Origin of the sequence: Leifsonia poae, assembly GCF_027921845.1 — a bacterium.
GTDB classification, from domain to species: domain Bacteria; phylum Actinomycetota; class Actinomycetes; order Actinomycetales; family Microbacteriaceae; genus Leifsonia; species Leifsonia poae.
The window spans coordinates 175,867-191,999 of record NZ_BSEN01000012.1 but is presented as its reverse complement, the minus strand read 5'-3'; the positions used below and the strand labels follow the sequence as shown (position 1 = coordinate 191,999).

Annotated in this window: 18 protein-coding genes; 13 read left to right on the top strand and 5 right to left on the bottom strand. The window is 67.8% G+C overall.

The genetic code is table 11. From position 1 onward, the window contains the following. Nucleotides 1-110: 110 nt before the first annotated feature. On the bottom strand, nt 111-980 hold the full coding sequence (locus PKE84_RS12990) for a LysR family transcriptional regulator (protein ID WP_271177670.1): 870 nt from the start codon (nt 978-980) through the stop codon (nt 111-113). A 73-nt stretch (nt 981-1,053) separates the two neighbouring features. On the opposite strand from PKE84_RS12990, the gene PKE84_RS12985 reads away from it, so the two are divergent. From PKE84_RS12985 to PKE84_RS12960, 6 genes are all read left to right on the top strand, one after another. Further along, the gene (locus PKE84_RS12985) at nt 1,054-2,277 is read left to right on the top strand and encodes an MFS transporter (protein WP_271177669.1); all 1,224 of its coding nucleotides are present in this window, start codon (nt 1,054-1,056) and stop codon (nt 2,275-2,277) included. A gap of 13 nt (nt 2,278-2,290) precedes the next feature. Further along, complete coding sequence (locus PKE84_RS12980; protein WP_271177668.1) at nt 2,291-2,470, top strand: hypothetical protein; 180 nt, start codon at nt 2,291-2,293, stop codon at nt 2,468-2,470. A 62-nt stretch (nt 2,471-2,532) separates the two neighbouring features. Next, the gene (locus PKE84_RS12975; RefSeq protein WP_271177667.1) at nt 2,533-3,096 is read left to right on the top strand and encodes a dihydrofolate reductase family protein; all 564 of its coding nucleotides are present in this window, start codon (nt 2,533-2,535) and stop codon (nt 3,094-3,096) included. Next, nucleotides 3,096-3,533 (top strand): VOC family protein, encoded by a 438-nt coding sequence (locus tag PKE84_RS12970; protein ID WP_271177666.1) that lies wholly within the window; start codon nt 3,096-3,098, stop codon nt 3,531-3,533. Before PKE84_RS12975 ends, PKE84_RS12970 begins: the two co-directional genes overlap by 1 nt. 376 nt (nt 3,534-3,909) lie before the next feature. Beyond that, complete coding sequence (locus PKE84_RS12965) at nt 3,910-4,722, top strand: nucleotidyltransferase domain-containing protein (RefSeq protein WP_271177682.1); 813 nt, start codon at nt 3,910-3,912, stop codon at nt 4,720-4,722. Nucleotides 4,723-4,778: 56 nt separating this feature from the next. Further along, nucleotides 4,779-5,282 (top strand): hypothetical protein, encoded by a 504-nt coding sequence (locus PKE84_RS12960; RefSeq protein WP_271177665.1) that lies wholly within the window; start codon nt 4,779-4,781, stop codon nt 5,280-5,282. A 4-nt stretch (nt 5,283-5,286) separates the two neighbouring features. Here the strand turns inward: PKE84_RS12960 and PKE84_RS12955 are convergent, their stop codons facing one another. Next, nucleotides 5,287-5,979, bottom strand: a complete 693-nt coding sequence (locus PKE84_RS12955) for a Pr6Pr family membrane protein (RefSeq protein ID WP_271177664.1) — start codon at nt 5,977-5,979, stop codon at nt 5,287-5,289. A 134-nt stretch (nt 5,980-6,113) separates the two neighbouring features. Here PKE84_RS12955 and PKE84_RS12950 point away from each other — a divergent pair, with 134 nt between their 5' ends. Next, complete coding sequence (locus PKE84_RS12950) at nt 6,114-6,701, top strand: DUF308 domain-containing protein (RefSeq protein WP_271177663.1); 588 nt, start codon at nt 6,114-6,116, stop codon at nt 6,699-6,701. 26 nt (nt 6,702-6,727) lie between these two features. After that, complete coding sequence (locus tag PKE84_RS12945) at nt 6,728-7,000, top strand: hypothetical protein (RefSeq protein ID WP_271177662.1); 273 nt, start codon at nt 6,728-6,730, stop codon at nt 6,998-7,000. A gap of 111 nt (nt 7,001-7,111) precedes the next feature. Here the strand turns inward: PKE84_RS12945 and purB are convergent, their stop codons facing one another. Further along, nucleotides 7,112-8,491, bottom strand: coding sequence for an adenylosuccinate lyase (gene purB / locus PKE84_RS12940; protein ID WP_271177661.1), 1,380 nt, complete (start codon nt 8,489-8,491; stop codon nt 7,112-7,114). Nucleotides 8,492-8,557: 66 nt separating this feature from the next. Further along, on the bottom strand, nt 8,558-8,947 hold the full coding sequence (locus PKE84_RS12935; RefSeq protein ID WP_271177660.1) for a phage holin family protein: 390 nt from the start codon (nt 8,945-8,947) through the stop codon (nt 8,558-8,560). 103 nt (nt 8,948-9,050) lie between these two features. Between PKE84_RS12935 and PKE84_RS12930 the strand changes: the two genes are divergently transcribed. From PKE84_RS12930 to PKE84_RS12915, 4 genes are all read left to right on the top strand, one after another. Next, nucleotides 9,051-10,160 (top strand): histidinol-phosphate transaminase, encoded by a 1,110-nt coding sequence (locus PKE84_RS12930; RefSeq protein WP_271177659.1) that lies wholly within the window; start codon nt 9,051-9,053, stop codon nt 10,158-10,160. A gap of 4 nt (nt 10,161-10,164) precedes the next feature. Next, nucleotides 10,165-11,301, top strand: coding sequence for a thiamine pyrophosphate-dependent dehydrogenase E1 component subunit alpha (locus PKE84_RS12925; protein WP_271177658.1), 1,137 nt, complete (start codon nt 10,165-10,167; stop codon nt 11,299-11,301). Between the two features lie 464 nt (nt 11,302-11,765). After that, nucleotides 11,766-12,731: an alpha-ketoacid dehydrogenase subunit beta gene (locus PKE84_RS12920; RefSeq protein WP_271177681.1), complete on the top strand. Its 966-nt coding sequence runs from the start codon at nt 11,766-11,768 to the stop codon at nt 12,729-12,731. A gap of 22 nt (nt 12,732-12,753) precedes the next feature. Beyond that, nucleotides 12,754-14,226 carry a dihydrolipoamide acetyltransferase family protein gene (locus tag PKE84_RS12915; RefSeq protein WP_271177657.1) on the top strand — a complete coding sequence of 491 codons (1,473 nt, stop codon included), beginning with the start codon at nt 12,754-12,756 and terminating at the stop codon, nt 14,224-14,226. A 34-nt stretch (nt 14,227-14,260) separates the two neighbouring features. Here the strand turns inward: PKE84_RS12915 and PKE84_RS12910 are convergent, their stop codons facing one another. Further along, on the bottom strand, nt 14,261-15,451 hold the full coding sequence (locus PKE84_RS12910) for a low temperature requirement protein A (protein WP_271177656.1): 1,191 nt from the start codon (nt 15,449-15,451) through the stop codon (nt 14,261-14,263). Between the two features lie 169 nt (nt 15,452-15,620). On the opposite strand from PKE84_RS12910, the gene PKE84_RS12905 reads away from it, so the two are divergent. Then, nucleotides 15,621-16,085: a GNAT family N-acetyltransferase gene (locus PKE84_RS12905; RefSeq protein ID WP_271177655.1), complete on the top strand. Its 465-nt coding sequence runs from the start codon at nt 15,621-15,623 to the stop codon at nt 16,083-16,085. Nucleotides 16,086-16,133 lie beyond the last annotated feature (48 nt).

The window sequence follows — 16,133 nt, the reverse complement described above, 5'->3', positions numbered from 1 at the left end:
CATGGAGGCACTGCATGATGAGGTCTGGACCGAGCGACTTGTCGCCGGCCGGACGAACGAACTCGAGAACCTCGCCCATCTCGTCGAAGAATAGAGGACCCTAGATCCAGTCAGCGTCCGGATACGGGTGGACTGACCTTTGCGACGGCTTGGATGAAGTCGTGCGTGATCCCGGGGCCCACTGAGGGTCTGGTGACAGCCCACACGCGGCGTCGCTGGTTCGGCAGCGGACTGGCCGAGAGTTGCCGCATGTCGATCGAGCGGAGGGCGGTCCCAGGCATGGTGATGACGCCCAGGCCCGCGGCGACGAAGGAGGCCTGGATGTTGATGTCCTCTGTGCGGAGCGAGATCCGCGGTTGGAAGCCTTCGCCGAGGCACACGGCTTCGATGCCGGCCTGGCAGCGGTCGCAGCCGGCGATCCAACTCGAGTCGCGGTGGTTGGCGACGGTATCGTTCGGTGTCATGCTCAGCAGGTAGACGGGGTCTTCGTAGAGCTTGACCGCGGTGAACTCGTCACCGACCGAGGCGTCATCCGGGCGGTGCATGAGAGCCACATCCACTTCGTTCTGGCGCACCAGTTCGAGCGCATCGATGGGGTGGCTCTCCCGCAGCTCCAGGGCGATGTCCGGGTACGCGGCCCGGAGTTGCTGCAGAGCCGGCGGGACGAGCTCGAGAAGCGCGGACTGGAACGCGGCGATGCGCAACCGGCTACGCAGCTGTCGGCTGAGGGCGGTGACTTCGGTCTCTGTCTCGTCGAGGCGCCGGAGGATCTCGCGGGCGCGTGCGGCGAGCAGTTCGCCTTCGGGAGTGAGGACGATGCCTCGGCCTCGGCGAGTGGTCAGCGCCGAGCCGATATGCTCCTGCAGTCGCCCCAGATGGTGGCTGACCGACGCCTGGGCGTAGTGGAGTTCCTCTGCGGCAGCGGTGATGGAGCCGGTGCGGGCGACGGCGTCGATGACGCGGAGTTGGTTGATCTCCATTCATCGACCATACCGATAGATCTGTCAAAATCGTTGCCTTGATCGATGCGAGCGGTTCGGCGAGCATCGAGGTATGTCCAGATCGAGCGATGCAGCGGCACCGGGCTACAGCCGGTTGTTCCGTAATCGTGAGTTCCGCGCCTTGTGGTTCGGGAGCGCGCTCGGCACGGTGTCGACCTCGATGGCGGGTCTCGCGCTCGGACTTCTCGTGCATGCCCAGACCGGCTCGGCCCTGCTGACTGCGCTGGTCGTTTTCGGGCCGTCACTCGCTCAGTTGTTCGGGGCGAGCTCGCTGATGTCGGCAGCTGACACTGTGCAACCGCGGATTCTTCTTGCGACGACGGCGGGGGCGATCGCTGCGGCTTTCGCTGCGCAGGCTGCCCTGGACCTTGCGCCGGTGGGCCGGTTGGCCATCGTGGTCTGCGCATCATTCGCGCTCTCGCTTGCCAGCGGCGCCCGTTGGGGGCTCCTCGCCGACGTCGTGTCCGCAGACGGCTACGCGCTCGCCCGTTCAGCGATGAACGTTTCGGTTGGTGTGATGCAAGTGGTCGGATTCGCTCTCGGTGGCCTGCTGGTTGCGTGGCTCTCGCCCGCGCCGATCTTCTGGTTCGCTGTGGTGACGTCCTTGGCGGGCGCGCTGGTCAGCTGGTTCGGGATCGGGAAGCACCCATCGCGTCGTGCTGGTCGTCCTGGACTCGGGGTGACCTGGGCGGCCAACGGGCTTCTCCTGTCACGGCACTCCACCAGGTGGCTCCTGCTCGCGCTCTGCGTGCCGAACGGTCTTGTGGCCGGTTGCGAGGCGTTGTTCGTCTCGTACTCGCCGTCGTCGGCGGCGCTCTTCTTCATGGCGGGCGCCGCGGGGATGCTGGCGGGCGACATCCTCATGGGCAGGATACTGACAGGCCATTCCCGGCGGATCGTAGCCGAGTGGTTGCGCCTGCTGTTGCCCGTTCCGTTCCTCGTCTTCCTGTGTAACCCGTCAGTCGCGGTCGCAGCGGTGATGGTCGCGATCGGGTCGATTGGGTATGCAGCGTCGCTGGGACAGCAGGAGCTGCTCGTCGCGCTTACGCCGCGAGAGCTCACCGGCCAACTCCTGGGAGCCGAGTCGTCGGCGCGAGTCGCGTTTCAGGGTCTAGCTGCTGCACTTGCTGGCGCTCTTGCCGAGTTCGTCTCGACCGGGCTGGCGATCGGATTGCTGAGCCTCACCTCGGTCGCGGTCTCACTCGCGCTGATTCCTGGCCTTCGTCGGGCTGCAGCATCTGTGCCCCTTGTCCGGCCCGTCTACGCATCGCACTGAGAGGATCCACGACATGAACATGGACACGGATTCTGTCCACGCCGCTGAGGCGCTGGTCTGGTACCTGCGCCTCGGTGCTGTCGCCGCGGTGGGCGGCCGCGTCCTCAGCCGCCCACCCGTCCGGCGCAGCATCGAAGGGCTGACGGCAGCAGTCTTTCTCTTCTCCGCCGGCCCTCTCGCCCTTGATCGCTGAACCTCAGACGGTCGCCTGCCTGCTTACATCTGCTTCCCACCATCACAGAAAGGCACATACCAATGCGAAAACTGATCGCCCAACAGTGGGTCACTCTCGACAACATCGTCGCCGAAGACGACGGAGGCCTGGGCTTCGTCTCCGGCGAACCCTTCGACGACAGCAAGAGCACTCCGTTTCGGGACAGCTCCATGGACCTGATCAACTCGGTGGACACCATGATCCTGGGGGCCAACACGTATCGGCAGTCGACCGGATGGGCCACTGCCACCGACCAGGGCGAGTACGGCCGCAAGCTCAACGAGCTCACTAAGGTCGTCGCCTCCAGCACCCTCGACGAGGCTCCTTGGGGTGACTTTCCAGCCGGAACGGTGACTTCGGAACCCGAGGCGACGATCCGCGACCTGAAACAGCAGGACGGCAAGCACCTCTGGCTATGGGGCAGTCTGTCTCTCATGCAATCGCTCTTCGACGCGGGACTTATCGACGAGGTGCGGCTCCTTATCTGCCCGACAACGCGCGGCACCGGTCACCGCTTCTTGCACGACCGTCAGGATCTCTGCCTGATCGAGGCGACCGGCTTCGACAACAACGTCGTTCTGCTCCGTTACGAGGTGAAGCACTGATGACCATCAAGCTCGACAACGTCGGCATCGCCGTCCGCGACATCGATGAAGCAATCTCCTTCTTCACCGACCTCGGCCTCGCCGTCCTCGGCCGCGACACGGTCAGCGGCGAATGGGCCGACACGGCAGTCGGCCTCGACGGAAACCACGCCAAGATCGCGGTGCTGCAAACGCCGGACGGCAACGGCCGGATCGAGTTCTTCGAATACATCAATCCTGATGCCAACGAGACCGAGCCGACTCTCCCGAACGACATCGGGATGCACCGGGTCGCCTTCAACGTCGACGACATCGATGAATCCCTCGCCGTCGCAGCCAAGTATGGCTATCGCCCGCTTCGGGGTGTGGCCACCTACGAGGACTTCTACAAGCTCACCTACCTCCGGGGGCCGAGCGGGATCCTGGTGATGTTCGCGCAACAGCTCAAGCCAATGTGAGCTGGTGAGCCGTCCCTCTTCTTGCAGACAACGCGGACAACCCATTGGCTGAAATGCAGGACAGAGTCCTGACGTGAGTCGATCTGGTTGACCGCCGGGAGGGCGGCGAGTTCGAGATCGGCGCTTCGTCGCAGGACATCCGCCTGACGGCGACGATCGAGCTCCCGGACGACCTCTCGATCCCTCCGCTGGTATCGGACGCGGAACTCCTCGACATCGCGGCCTCGCGCTTCGTCCAGAGGGGCACGCCGGCTGATTCGTTCCGCATCCGGATGGTCATCGGCGTAAATGATGCGGAGCACCCGGCAACGGCGTTGAATAGACGGATGAAACGGTCGCATCCCACGGACCCACAGCCGCGCATCCTCGTCTCGTGATGGGCCTTCCCCGCCTGCAGCGCGACGTGATCGACGCCGCCCTCCCCCGCATCGAGGCTGATGCACGCGTGATCGGCGTCGCGCTCGCGGGATCGATCGCGGCCGGACGCGCCGACGAGTACTCGGATGTCGACCTGATCGTCGTCGTCGCCGACGACGCCTTCGAGCGGGTGATGGCCGAGCGCCTCGACCTGCTCGCCGACTGGACGCCGTTGGTGACCGGGTTCACGGGCGAACACGTCGGAGAGCCCCGGCTGATCGTGAGCCTCGTCGGTCCGCCGCTCGTGCACCTCGATGCGAAGTTCGTGCAGCTCTCCGACTTCGCGAAGCGGATCGACGATCCCCTGATCATCGCGGATCGAGACGGCACCCTCGCCCGCGAACTGGCCACGCATCCGCTCGAAACGCCGCCCACCGACCTCCAGTGGATGGAGGACCGGTTCTGGGTCTGGGTGCACTACGGCGCCACCAAGCTGGGACGCGGGGAGCTCTTCGAGGTGCTGAGCGTGCTCGCCGACCTGCGTTCGCTCGTCCTCGGTCCGCTGGCCGCCCTGCGCGCCGGGCAGCGTCCACGGGGCGTCCGCCGCCTCGAGGCGGTCGCGCCCGACGATGCGCGGGCGCTTCAGCCGACCGTCGGTGCATACGATGCAGCGGCGGCAGCCGAGGCGCTGCTCGCCTGCGTCGACCTCTATCGGGAGTGGATGGGAGACCTCGGCGATGCTGTCGCGCGCCGCTCCGAAGCCGAGCGCCTCGCGGTCGCCTACCTCGCAGACGTCGTCGTCGGGCCGGCCGAGAATACCTCCGGAGGATGACGCGGGTCGGCCGAGCGCACGACGCGAGCACCGGCCGCGCGGTGTGGAATAGAGGTATGGACGTCACACTTCTCGCTCTGCTCCAGGGTGTCGGCGCCGTCGCGCTGGCCGTGGTGGCGTTCGCGGGGGCGCTGACCTGGCCGTCGCTGATCGCGCCGATCCAGGGGATGCGCACGGACCGCTCACGCCTGCTGACTTTCTGCGGGCTCGGCCTCGTGCTCCTCATCGCGACGGTGCCGCTCTATCTCGCGCCCGGGCTGCTCCTGCGCGACCAACTCGGGTTCGCCCTGGTCTTCCCTGTGGCGGCGACCTGGCTCATCGCCGCGGCGGCCCTGCTGCTACGCGGCCTGCTGGCGACCGGGGTCACGCGCGTCGTGTCGTACGCCTACGCCATCGTCTCGATCGCCGGCCTCTTCGCGGGAATCGTGTCGGGCCTCTTCGCTCAGCACCGCATCGCGGACACCATCACGCCGACCGGCGCGTTCCTGCTCGCCCTGTCAGCGGTGACCGCGACCATCGTCTGGTCGAAGACCGACTCCCCCGCCGTCCGTCCGGTCTGAGGTCTCAGGCGGTTTCGACCGCAGCGACCGCGGATCGCCCGGGCCAGCGTCTCGAGATCCACAGGATCACGAACCCGACGCACAGGATGACCGCAGCGATGAGCAGCACATAGAACGAGACCGAGAGGTAGCCGTTCGCCGACGTCGCCGGGTTCATGAACGGGTACGGGTACCAGGGTCTTCCGGTGAGCTTGTCGATCGCGAGCGGGCCCCGGATGAGCGTATAGAGCGCCCAGACGATCGGGAAGCTCGCGATCCACCACAGCACGTTCGTGCGCAGCTGCGTGCGCCCTGGCGCGAAGAGCCAGTCGAGCAGCAGGTAGATCGGTCCCACCACGTGCAGGATCTCGTTGGACCACTCGAGCGTCCGCCCTTGCGGGAGCGGGATGTTCCGCAGCAGCAGGTTGTAGACGATCCCGGTCGTCACCATGTAGGTCGTGATCACCGCGCGCAGGATGCTGAACCACTCCGGATCGGCGCCCGACCGGGTGAACATGAACCACGCGCCGATGAGCAGCACGACGACGTAGCCGACATTCGACTCGATGGTGAAGAAGCTGAAGAAGTTGACAGCGAAGAACCCCACATCGCCGCCGTCGGCCCTGGTGAAGTTCGCGCTGTGCACGAACTGGGCCACGATGGCGACGATGGTGAGCACGGCCATGACGACGCGGACGATGCCGAATCCGATGCGCATCGAATCTCCTCGTGGGTCGGCCGGCCGGTCGCCGACAGGGCCGAGCATAGTGATGGCGCGGTCCTCCACGCGGCAAACGCGCAGCAATGGCGCTACTAAACTGGGAGGGAATCCCGTATGAGAGAGGTCGCCTCGTGGCACCCGCTGTTCCTGCCCAGAAATCCAGACGGTACTGGGTCGTCCCCGTCGTCAGGGCCGTCGTCGCTCTGATCGCGGCCGCGGTGATCACCTTCACCCGCGACGCCCACACGGCCGAGTTCGGCCTGATCGTCTTCGGCGTGTTCGCCCTGATCGAAGGGTTCGCGGTCGCGCTGCTGAGTCTGCGCACGGTCACAGACCCCGTCACCCGCACGCTCTTCCTGGTGCAGGGCGCGATCGGGGTGCTCTCGGGCATCCTCGCGCTCACGCTCATGACCAGCGGACTGGGCCTCTACCTCTTCCTGGTCAGCGTGTGGGCAGCGCTCACCGGCTTCCTCGAGCTCTACGCCGGACTGCGCAACCGCGCCAAAGACCCGGCTGCACGCGACTGGCTGGTGACCGGATCGCTCACAGCAGTGCTCGCGATCGTGTTCCTCCTCATCCCGTCCGACGTCGTGCTGGCCATCGGCCTGTTCGGCGCCTGGGCGGTCGTCGTCGGCGTCTTCCAGGCGATCGGCGGAGCCACTCTTCAGAACGCCGCGCGTCACGACACCGCCCCCGAGAGCGCTGGGAGCGGATCGTGAGCAGGCGAGACAAGAAAGACCCCCGCGTGACTTCCAGCACCCAGCCGAGCCGTCGAGACCGTTTCCTGCCCACCGAGCTGCTCGGCATCTCCGCCGCTCTCGGCGTGTTCGTGGGCCTGATCGTTCTCATCTCCACCCGGGAATTCGTTCTGGCCGGCATCGCGCTCGGCGTCGCCTTCATCCTCTCGCTGGTGCTGATGGCCCTGTTCGCCCTCGCGTTCAAGCCGAACGCGGCCGAGGTGCACGACCTCGAAGAGCAGAACGCCGAGCAGAAGAAAGACGGCCCGGCCCCCCACTGAGCCCGGCCCTCTCACCCCGAAGCCCGACGTAATCGAGTCCGGGAGAAATCGGGGTCATCGCGACCCGACGGCTGATTTCTCCTGGACTCGATGGCGGCGGCGACTCTGGGCTCAGAGGTAGTCGACGAGGGCGGATGCGACGCCGGTGTAGGTCTGCGGCGTGAGCTCGAGCAGGCGCTGCTTGGCCGCCTGACTGAGATCGAGTCCGGCCACGAACTCAGCCAGCCCATCACGGTCGACCCGCTTGCCGCGGGTGAGCTCCTTGAGCAGCGCGTACGGGTCGGTGATCTGCGACCGGCCGGCGGTGACCTCCGCGCGGATCAGGGTCTGGATCGCCTCGCCGAGCACCTCCCAGTTGGCGTCGAGGTCGGCGGCGAGCAGGTCGCGGTCGAGAGCGATCTGACCGAGGCCGCGCTGGATGTTGTCGAGCGCGAGCAGCGAGTGGCCGAGCCCGACGCCGATGTTGCGCTGCGTGGTGGAGTCGGTGAGGTCGCGCTGCAGGCGGCTGGTGACGAGGGTGGCGGCGAGCGAGTCGAGCACCGCGGAACTGAGTTCGAGGTTCGCCTCCGCGTTCTCGAACCGGATGGGGTTCACCTTGTGCGGCATCGTCGACGATCCGGTGGCGCCGGGTTCCGGCGTCTGACGGAAGTAGCCGAGCGAGATGTAGGTCCAGATGTCCGTGGCCAGGTTGTGCAGGATGCGGTTGGCGTGGGAGACGCGGTTGTAGAGCTCGGCCTGCCAGTCGTGCGACTCGATCTGCGTGGTGAGCGGGTTCCACTCGAGCCCGAGGCTGGTGACGAACTCGCGCGAGATGCGGGGCCAGTCCGCATCCGGATCGGCGACCACGTGCGCGGCGAAGGTTCCTGTGGCCCCGCTGAACTTGCCGAGGTACTCGGTGCGGTCGACCTGAGCCGCGACGCGCTCGAGGCGGTACGCGAAGACCGCGAGCTCCTTGCCCATCGTGGTGGGCGTCGCCGGCTGACCGTGCGTGCGGGCGAGCATCGCGTCGTCGCGGTACTCGATCGCCTGGGCGCGCAGCTCGCCGATGACCGAGCGGAGCTTCGGAAGCCACACCTCGTTGATCGCGGCGCTCACCGTGAGGGCGTACGAAAGGTTGTTGATGTCTTCGCTCGTGGCGGCGAAGTGCGTGAGCTCCGCGATCGAGTCGAGACCGAGCGCGTGCAGGCGCTCGCGCACCAAGTACTCCACGGCCTTCACGTCGTGCTTGGTGGTGGCCTCCAGCTCGGCGAGGCGGTCGATCTCGGGCTGCCCGAAGTCGGCGGCCAGCGCGCGCAGCGACTCGACCTGCGCCTCGGTGAGGGGCGACGAGCCGAACATCCGGTGGCTGGTCAGATAGATCAGCCACTCGACCTCGACCTGCACACGGGCCCGGTTGAGGCCCGCCTCCGAGAGGTGGTCGCCGAGGCCGAGGACCGCCTGGCGGTAACGGCCGTCGAGGGGGCTCAGCGGCTGGGGAGGCAGGGCGGTCATGAGGCTCCTTGCGTGGTGGGATACGCGACTATTCTCGCGCATCCGCACCACGGCCGGCGCCGGAGGCTAGTCCCGGCGGGTGAGCGGGCGTAGCACGAGCCCGAGCAGCCAGGCGATCAGGCCGAGCACCAGCGCGCCGAGCACGCCCCACCAGAAGCCCGAGATGTAGAGGCCGAAGCCCATCAGGCTGCTGATCCACGCGACGAGCAGTAGGAGGAGACCGTTCACGATGAACGAGATGAGCCCGAGAGTCAGGATGTACAGCGGGAAGGCGACGATCCGGATGGCCGTGCCGACGATCGCGTTCACCACACCGAAGATCAGGGCGATCAGCAGGTAGGTGAGGACGGTCGGGAGGGTTCCCGGGTCGTACGGCTTGACGGTGACACCCGAGACGATGAGCGTCGTCAGCCAGAGCGCGAACGCGTTGATGATGAGGCGCAGGAGGAATCGCATGGCACCATGATGGCAGCGTGACCGGGATTCTGTACCCCTGCGCCGCCAATCGGGCGTGCGAGGAATTCCCCCTGCGGAATGCGGCCGCGGGTAAGTTGGGTCTGTGAGCTCTGAAGACGCCCCCGGCGTGAAGCTGCGCCAGGAGATCGTGGACGTACCCGCCTACAAGCAGGGACGCGCGGCACCGGCCGACGGCTTCAAGCTGTCCAGCAACGAGAACCCCTTCGCTCCGCTGCCCTCGGTGGTGGATGCGGTGGGCGCCGTTCTCGGCGACCTCAACCGCTATCCCAACGCCGGCGGTCTCGATCTGCGTGAGCGGCTCGCCCAGCGCCACGGCATCGGCGTGGGACAGGTGCACCTCGGCAACGGCTCGGTCTCCCTGCTGGCGCAGCTGATCTCCGCCGCCGCCGGAGCCGGGGACGAGGTCGTCTACGCGTGGCGCTCGTTCGAGGCGTACCCGGGTCTCGTGACCGTCGCCGGTGCGACGAGTGTGCAGGTTCCGAACCGCGCCGACGGCTCGCACGACCTCGCCGCGATGGCGGCGGCGATCACCGATCGCACCCGTGTCGTCATCGTCTGCACCCCCAACAACCCGACCGGCCCGATCGTCACGGCCGCGGAGTTCGAGACGTTCATGGCGGCCGTGCCGCCGCACCTGCTCGTGCTCCTCGACGAGGCCTACTACGAGTTCGTCACCGACGACGGGTCGGTGGACGGCATCCCGCTGCTCGGCCGCTACCCGAACCTGGTCGTGCTCCGCACCTTCTCCAAGGCCTACGGGCTCGCCGCGCTCCGTATCGGCTACGCCGTCGGTCAGGAGGCGGTGCTCAACGCGGCCCGCTCCGCCGCGATCCCGCTGTCGGTGATCGACGCCGCCCGCGTGGCCGCGCTCGCGTCGATCGACTCGGAGGACGAGCTCATGGAGCGCGTCGCGCGGGTCGCGATGCGTCGCGACGAGCTCCGGGATGCGCTCATCGCGCAGGGCTGGAACGTTCCGCAGGCGCAGGGCAACTTCATCTGGCTCGCGACCGGCGACGAGACGGCCTGGGCGAACGATGCCTTCTTCGATGCCGGACTGACCGTTCGCGCATTCGCACCGGAGGGCATCCGGATCAGCGTCGGGGAGCAGGAATCTGTGGAGAAACTCCTTCAGGTCGCAGCCGATCTTGTGCGGAACCTACCAAATGGGCACCCGGCCAAGCGGTTAGGTTAGTACGGTGGCTGCAACGAACGATAACCCGCGCCCGGCGAACACCGTCCAGTTGCTGACGGCTGATGGCCGGTTCCAGCCGACCGACGAGGCCGCGGAATACCTCCCCTATCTCGAGCGTCTCGGTGAAGACGACTACCGGCGCTTCTACCGCGACATGGTCGTGGTGCGCCGGTTCGACCACGAGTCCGCGAACCTGCAGCGTCAGGGCCAGCTGGCCCTCTGGGTGCCCAGCCACGGCCAGGAGGCGGCCCAGGTCGGCTCCGGCCACGCGGCGCGTCCCCAGGACCACATCTTCCCCTCGTACCGCGAGCACGTCGTCGGCATGATCCGCGGTCTCGACCCGGTCGACATCCTCCGGATGCTCCGCGGCGTCACGCTCGGCGGCTGGAACCCAGCAGAGAACGGGAACTTCCACCTCTACTCCCTGGTGCTCGGCTCGCAGAGCCTGCACTCCACGGGCTACGCGATGGGCATCCAGCTCGACGGCAAGGCCGGAACGGGCGACCCGGAGAAGGATGAGGCGGTGGTCGTCTACTTCGGTGACGGCGCGTCGTCGCAGGGCGATGTCAGCGAGGCCCTGGTCTTCGCCGCGAGCTACCGCACGCCCCAGGTCTTCTTCCTGCAGAACAACCAGTGGGCCATCTCGGTGCCCGTCGAGCGCCAGTCGCGCACGCCGCTGTACCTGCGCGGGAGCGGATTCGGCATCCCGGGCACGCGCGTCGACGGCAACGACGTGCTCGCGAGCTACGCCGTGACCAAGAAGTGGCTCGACGAGGCGCGTGCCGGCGAAGGCCCTGCCCTCATCGAGGCCGTGACCTACCGCGTCGGCGCGCACACCACCGCCGACGACCCCACGAAATACCGCACCGACGACGAGCTGCAGTCATGGATCGCCCGCGACCCGATCGCGCGCTACCGCACGTACCTCTCCGACCTCGGCGTCGGCGACTCCTTCTTCGCGTCGGTGGACGAAGAGGCCGCCGACCTCGCGGCCGATGCCCGGCGCCGGCTGCTCGAGGTGGTCCCGCCGCCCATGGACGTGATCTTCGACCACGTCTATGCCGAGCCGCACCCGCTGATCGCCGAGCAGAAGGAATGGGCGCAGCGTTACGAGGCGTCCTTCGATGAGGAGCGCGCATGAGCGACCTGAACCAGCGTTTCCCCGTGATCGCCGACCGCGTCGGCGACGAAGACGAGCAGCTCGAAGTGCATGAGGCCGAGCTCGTCGACGAGACCACCACCGCCCCCGATTCCCAGCACGGCGCTCAGGATGGCGCGGGCGATGCCACGCCGACCGAGGACGTGCTGATCGTCGAGCCCGAGCCCGACACGGTCGCCGAGGGCTCTGCGCCCGTCGACATCACCGCGGCGTTCCAGGTGAACGCCGACCCCGACCTCGAGCAGGGCGACGTTCCGAAGTCGGAGTTCGAGGAGGAGGCCGAGGCGGAGGCGGACGAGGTCGTCGACGCCGTCGAGGTCGACGCCCCCGAAGCACCGCAGGCCACCGAGCAGGAAGCAGTGCCTGCTGCCGCGCAGCCGGCCGCCGCCGCGCAGCCGGTCGCCGAGCCTGCGGCCCCTGTCGTCCCCGCGAACCCCATCGTCTCGATGCCGCTCGGCAAGGCCATCAACAAGGGCCTGCACGATGCGCTCGCGAACGACCCCAAGGTGCTGCTGATGGGCGAGGACATCGGCCCGCTGGGCGGCGTCTACCGCGTCACCGAAGGCCTGCACGCCGAGTTCGGGCCGCAGCGCGTGCTCGACACCCCGCTCGCCGAGTCCGGCATCCTGGGCACCGCGATCGGTCTCGCCATGCGCGGCTACCGCGCGGTGTGCGAGATCCAGTTCGATGGGTTCATCTTCCCCGCGTTCGACCAGATCACCACCCAGCTCTCCCGGATGCGCAACCGCCACGAGGGAACGGTCACGATGCCGATCGTGATCCGCGTGCCGTACGGCGGCCACATCGGCTCGATCGAGCACCACTCGGAGAGCCCCGAGGCGTACTTCGCGCACACTCCCGGCCTGCGCGTCGTCAGCCCGAGCAACTCGCACGACGCGTACTGGATGATCCAGGAGGCCATCGCCTCCGACGATCCCGTGCTGTTCTTCGAGCCCAAGAGCCGTTACTTCGTCAAGAGCGAGGTCAACCTCGCCGAGAACGCGTCACCGTTGCACTCCGCGCGGGTCGCCCGCGCCGGCACCGACGTGACCGTGGTCGCGCACGGCGCCATGGTGTCGACCCTGCTGCACGCCGCCGACCTGGCGGCCGAGGAGGGAACCAGCCTCGAGGTGATCGATCTGCGCTCCGTCTCGCCGATCGACTACGGCCCTGTGCTCGACTCGGTTCGCAAGACGGGACACCTGGTCGTCGTGCAGGAGGCCCAGGGCAACGCCAGCGTGGGATCGGAGATCGCAGCCACGGTCGCCGAGCGCGCTTTCTACTCGCTCGAGGCACCGGTCATCCGGGTATCCGGGTTCGACACCCCCTACCCGCCGTCGAAGGTCGAGGCGATGTACCTTCCGGATGCAGACCGCGTGCTCGAAGCCGTGGATCGCAGCCTCTCCTACTGACCGGACCGAAAGAAGTGGCAGCATGAGCGATTCCAAGTTCCTCCTCCCGGATGTCGGCGAAGGCCTGACCGAGGCGGAGATCGTCTCCTGGAAGGTCGGCCCCGGTGATTCTGTGGCGGTCAACCAGGTGATCGTCGAGATCGAGACGGCCAAATCACTCGTCGAGCTTCCCTCTCCGTTCGAGGGCGTCGTCGGCGAACTGCTGGTGTCGGAGGGGCAGACGGTCGACGTCGGAACCCCGATCATCACGGTCTCGAACGCCGGAGGAGCAGTGGACGCCCCTGTCGCCGAACCGGTGACCGAGGTGCAGGAGGCCGCGACGGACACCGCCGCGAGCGTCTCGCACGAGGTGGATGCTGCTCCCGCGGCCGAGAAGGCGGAGGCCCCGCTCGTCGGTTACGGCGCGTCGGGCCACGGTTCCAGCCGCCGCCGCCGGGTCAGCCACCCCGGCACCAACGCCATCCCCGTGACCGTTGCAGCGACGACCGCCGAGGCTCCGGCCGCTGCGGCACCTGCGGCACAGGCTCCCGCTGCACCGACCCCGCCTGCCGCTTCGGCGCCGGCGGCCTCCGCAGCCCCCGCTGCCTCGGCGGCGCCGCTCACGGTGCGCCCGGAGATCGCGACGACGCCGCACCCTCCCGTCATCACGAAGCCGCCGATCCGCAAGCTCGCCAAAGACCTCGGCGTCGACCTCACCCAGGTGACGCCGACCGGCCCGATCGGCGACATCACCCGTGACGACGTGCTGCGCGAGGCGACGCAGGCCACGGTGTTCCGCAACCTGCAGACGCCGGAGTGGCCGAACGACCGTGAGGAGCGCATCCCGGTCAAGGGAGTGCGCAAGGCCATCGCGAACGCCATGGTGTCGAGCGCGTTCAGCGCCCCGCACGTCAGCCTGTTCGTCGACGTGGATGCGACGCGCACGATGGAGTTCGTCAAGCGGCTCAAGAACTCGCCCGACTTCGCCGGCGTCAAGGTGTCGCCTCTGCTGATCATGGCCAAAGCCATCATCTGGGCGGTGCGGCGCAACCCAACGGTCAACTCGTCGTGGACCGACGAGGAGATCATCATCCGCCACTACGTGAACCTCGGCATCGCCGCGGCCACGCCGCGCGGGCTCATCGTGCCGAACGTCAAGGACGCCCAGGACATGTCGCTGCTCGAGCTGGCGGCCGCGCTGGAGCAGCTGACGATCACCGCGCGCGACGGCAAGACCTCGCCGGCCGACATGGCCAGCGGCACGATCACGATCACCAACATCGGCGTGTTCGGGATGGACACCGGTACGCCGATCCTCAACCCGGGCGAGGTCGGCATCGTCGCGCTCGGCACGATCAAGCAGAAGCCGTGGGTCGTTGACGGCGAGGTGCGCCCGCGCTTCGTCACGACGCTCGGCGCCTCGTTCGATCACCGTATCGTCGATGGGGATGTCGCGTCGCGCTTCCTCGCCGACGTCGCGAGCATCATCGAAGAGCCGGCGCTGCTGCTCGACTGAGCCGAGCGCGGTCGTCTTCCTCTGACTCGACCGCTCAGTGCTCGCGGTACCAGACGACCGCGCCGTACACGGCGGGCACCGCCAGGGCCGCGATGGTGATCAGCAGCACGGCGGTGGGCGCGAGCGGGGGCCCGAGGATCGCCAGCAGGACGAGCACGACTCCGGCTCCCGCCTTGAGCGCCGGGCTGAGCACGGGAGCCGTCGGCTCATCCGGGGCGCGCGCCAGCGTCGTCTCGATGACGGCGATCGTGACGAGCACCAGGGCGACGCCGCCGAGCAGCAGCGAGCGGTCGAAGGGCTCCATGGGCGCGGCCGTGTCGTGCAGCCCGAGGGCGATGCCCACCCCCGCCAGCACGATCCCGATCAGCATGATCATGTGCAGGTACACCCACGCGAGCACGATGCCGAACCGCTGCCGCACCGGCCGGCGCGCGACGAAGTCGTAGTAGACCCACCACATCCCGAAGCCGATCGCGAGGCCGAGTGCAGCATCCGCGATCGTCAGGCCCGAGAGCCGCTCGAGAGTGTTCGCCACGGCGACGGACTGGATGACCTCCGCCACCGTCTCCCCGAGCACGATCATCGTGAACAGCCCGAAGCGCTCGGGGAACTTGTCCTCGGTGATCGGCGGGAGCCCGGCCTGGAAGCGTGCGGTGATCGCCGGGGTGGCGATTTCGAGCAGCACGGCCGCCGTCCACAGCACGAGTCTCACGTCGTGCGGAACGAAGAAGCTCACGACGATCAGCACGGCCGACACGAGGAATCCGCCGAAGAAGCCGAACGCTGCTCGTCGGAAACGCGGCACGTGATACCCGGCGCGCAGCCAGAGGGCGATGTTCAGGCTGCGGGCGAGCAGGTACGACAACGCGAAGCCGAGGTAGTTCGAGCCGAGTCCGTCGCGTCCCCAGATGGCCAGGCCGGCGACGCTCAGGATGGCGATGAAGGTGAAGACCCTCGTCTCGATCCCGTCGGATTCGAAACGCTCGGTGTAGTAGGTGAAGGCGTTCCAGATCCAGAACACCGCGATGAACTGCACGGTGAAGGCGACCAGATCGTGAGTCTCGTCGACGCCGCTCGCGAGCACGGCGACGATGACGACGAAGACGAGGTCGAAGAACAGCTCCAGCCAGCCGACGGGATGGCGCTGGTCGCCGTCGTCCCGCAGCTGCGGCGTGCGCCACGCGCCGCGCCGCTCCCCCGTCTTCGTCCCCGCCGCTCGGGTCATCCGCCCATTGTGCACCCGACCGCCCTCGCCCGCCCCGCCCTCGCCCGCCCCGCCGCCCATCCCGCCTGAGCCCGACGCAATCGAGTCCGAACTTGTTGCAGCCCGTGTCGGCGTGTCCGGTGCAACAAGTTCGGACTCGATTGCGTTGGCCTCGGCCTAGGCTGGCGGGATGAGCGGGAGCGGGAGCGGGAGCGGTAGCGGGAGCAGCGTGGTCGTGATCGACGCGGGGGGCGTTGCGGGCGCTGTCGGGCGCGACGAAGCGCTCGCCCTCTACGAGGCGGTCGGCTGGAGCGCGTACACGAAGGACCCTGACGGACTCGTACGCGCGCTCGCCGGATCGACCCTGGTGGCGACCGCCCGCGACGGCGACCGCCTGGTCGGCCTCGCCCGCGTGGTGACCGACGGGGCGAGCATCCTGTACCTGCAGGACGTGCTCGTGCACCCGGATGCCCAGCGCACCGGCCTCGGCCGCCGCCTGGTGTCGGCGCTGCTCGACGCGTATCCGGATGTGCGCCAGAAGGTGCTGCTGACCGACGACGAGCCCGCGCAGAAGGCCTTTTACGAGTCGCTCGGCTTCGGCGACACCCGCGACGTGCACGGCGGCGTGCTGCGCACCTTCGTGCGCTTCGACTGACGGCGTCCTCGTGGTTTTGACAATCATTATCAATAACAGCTAACGTCG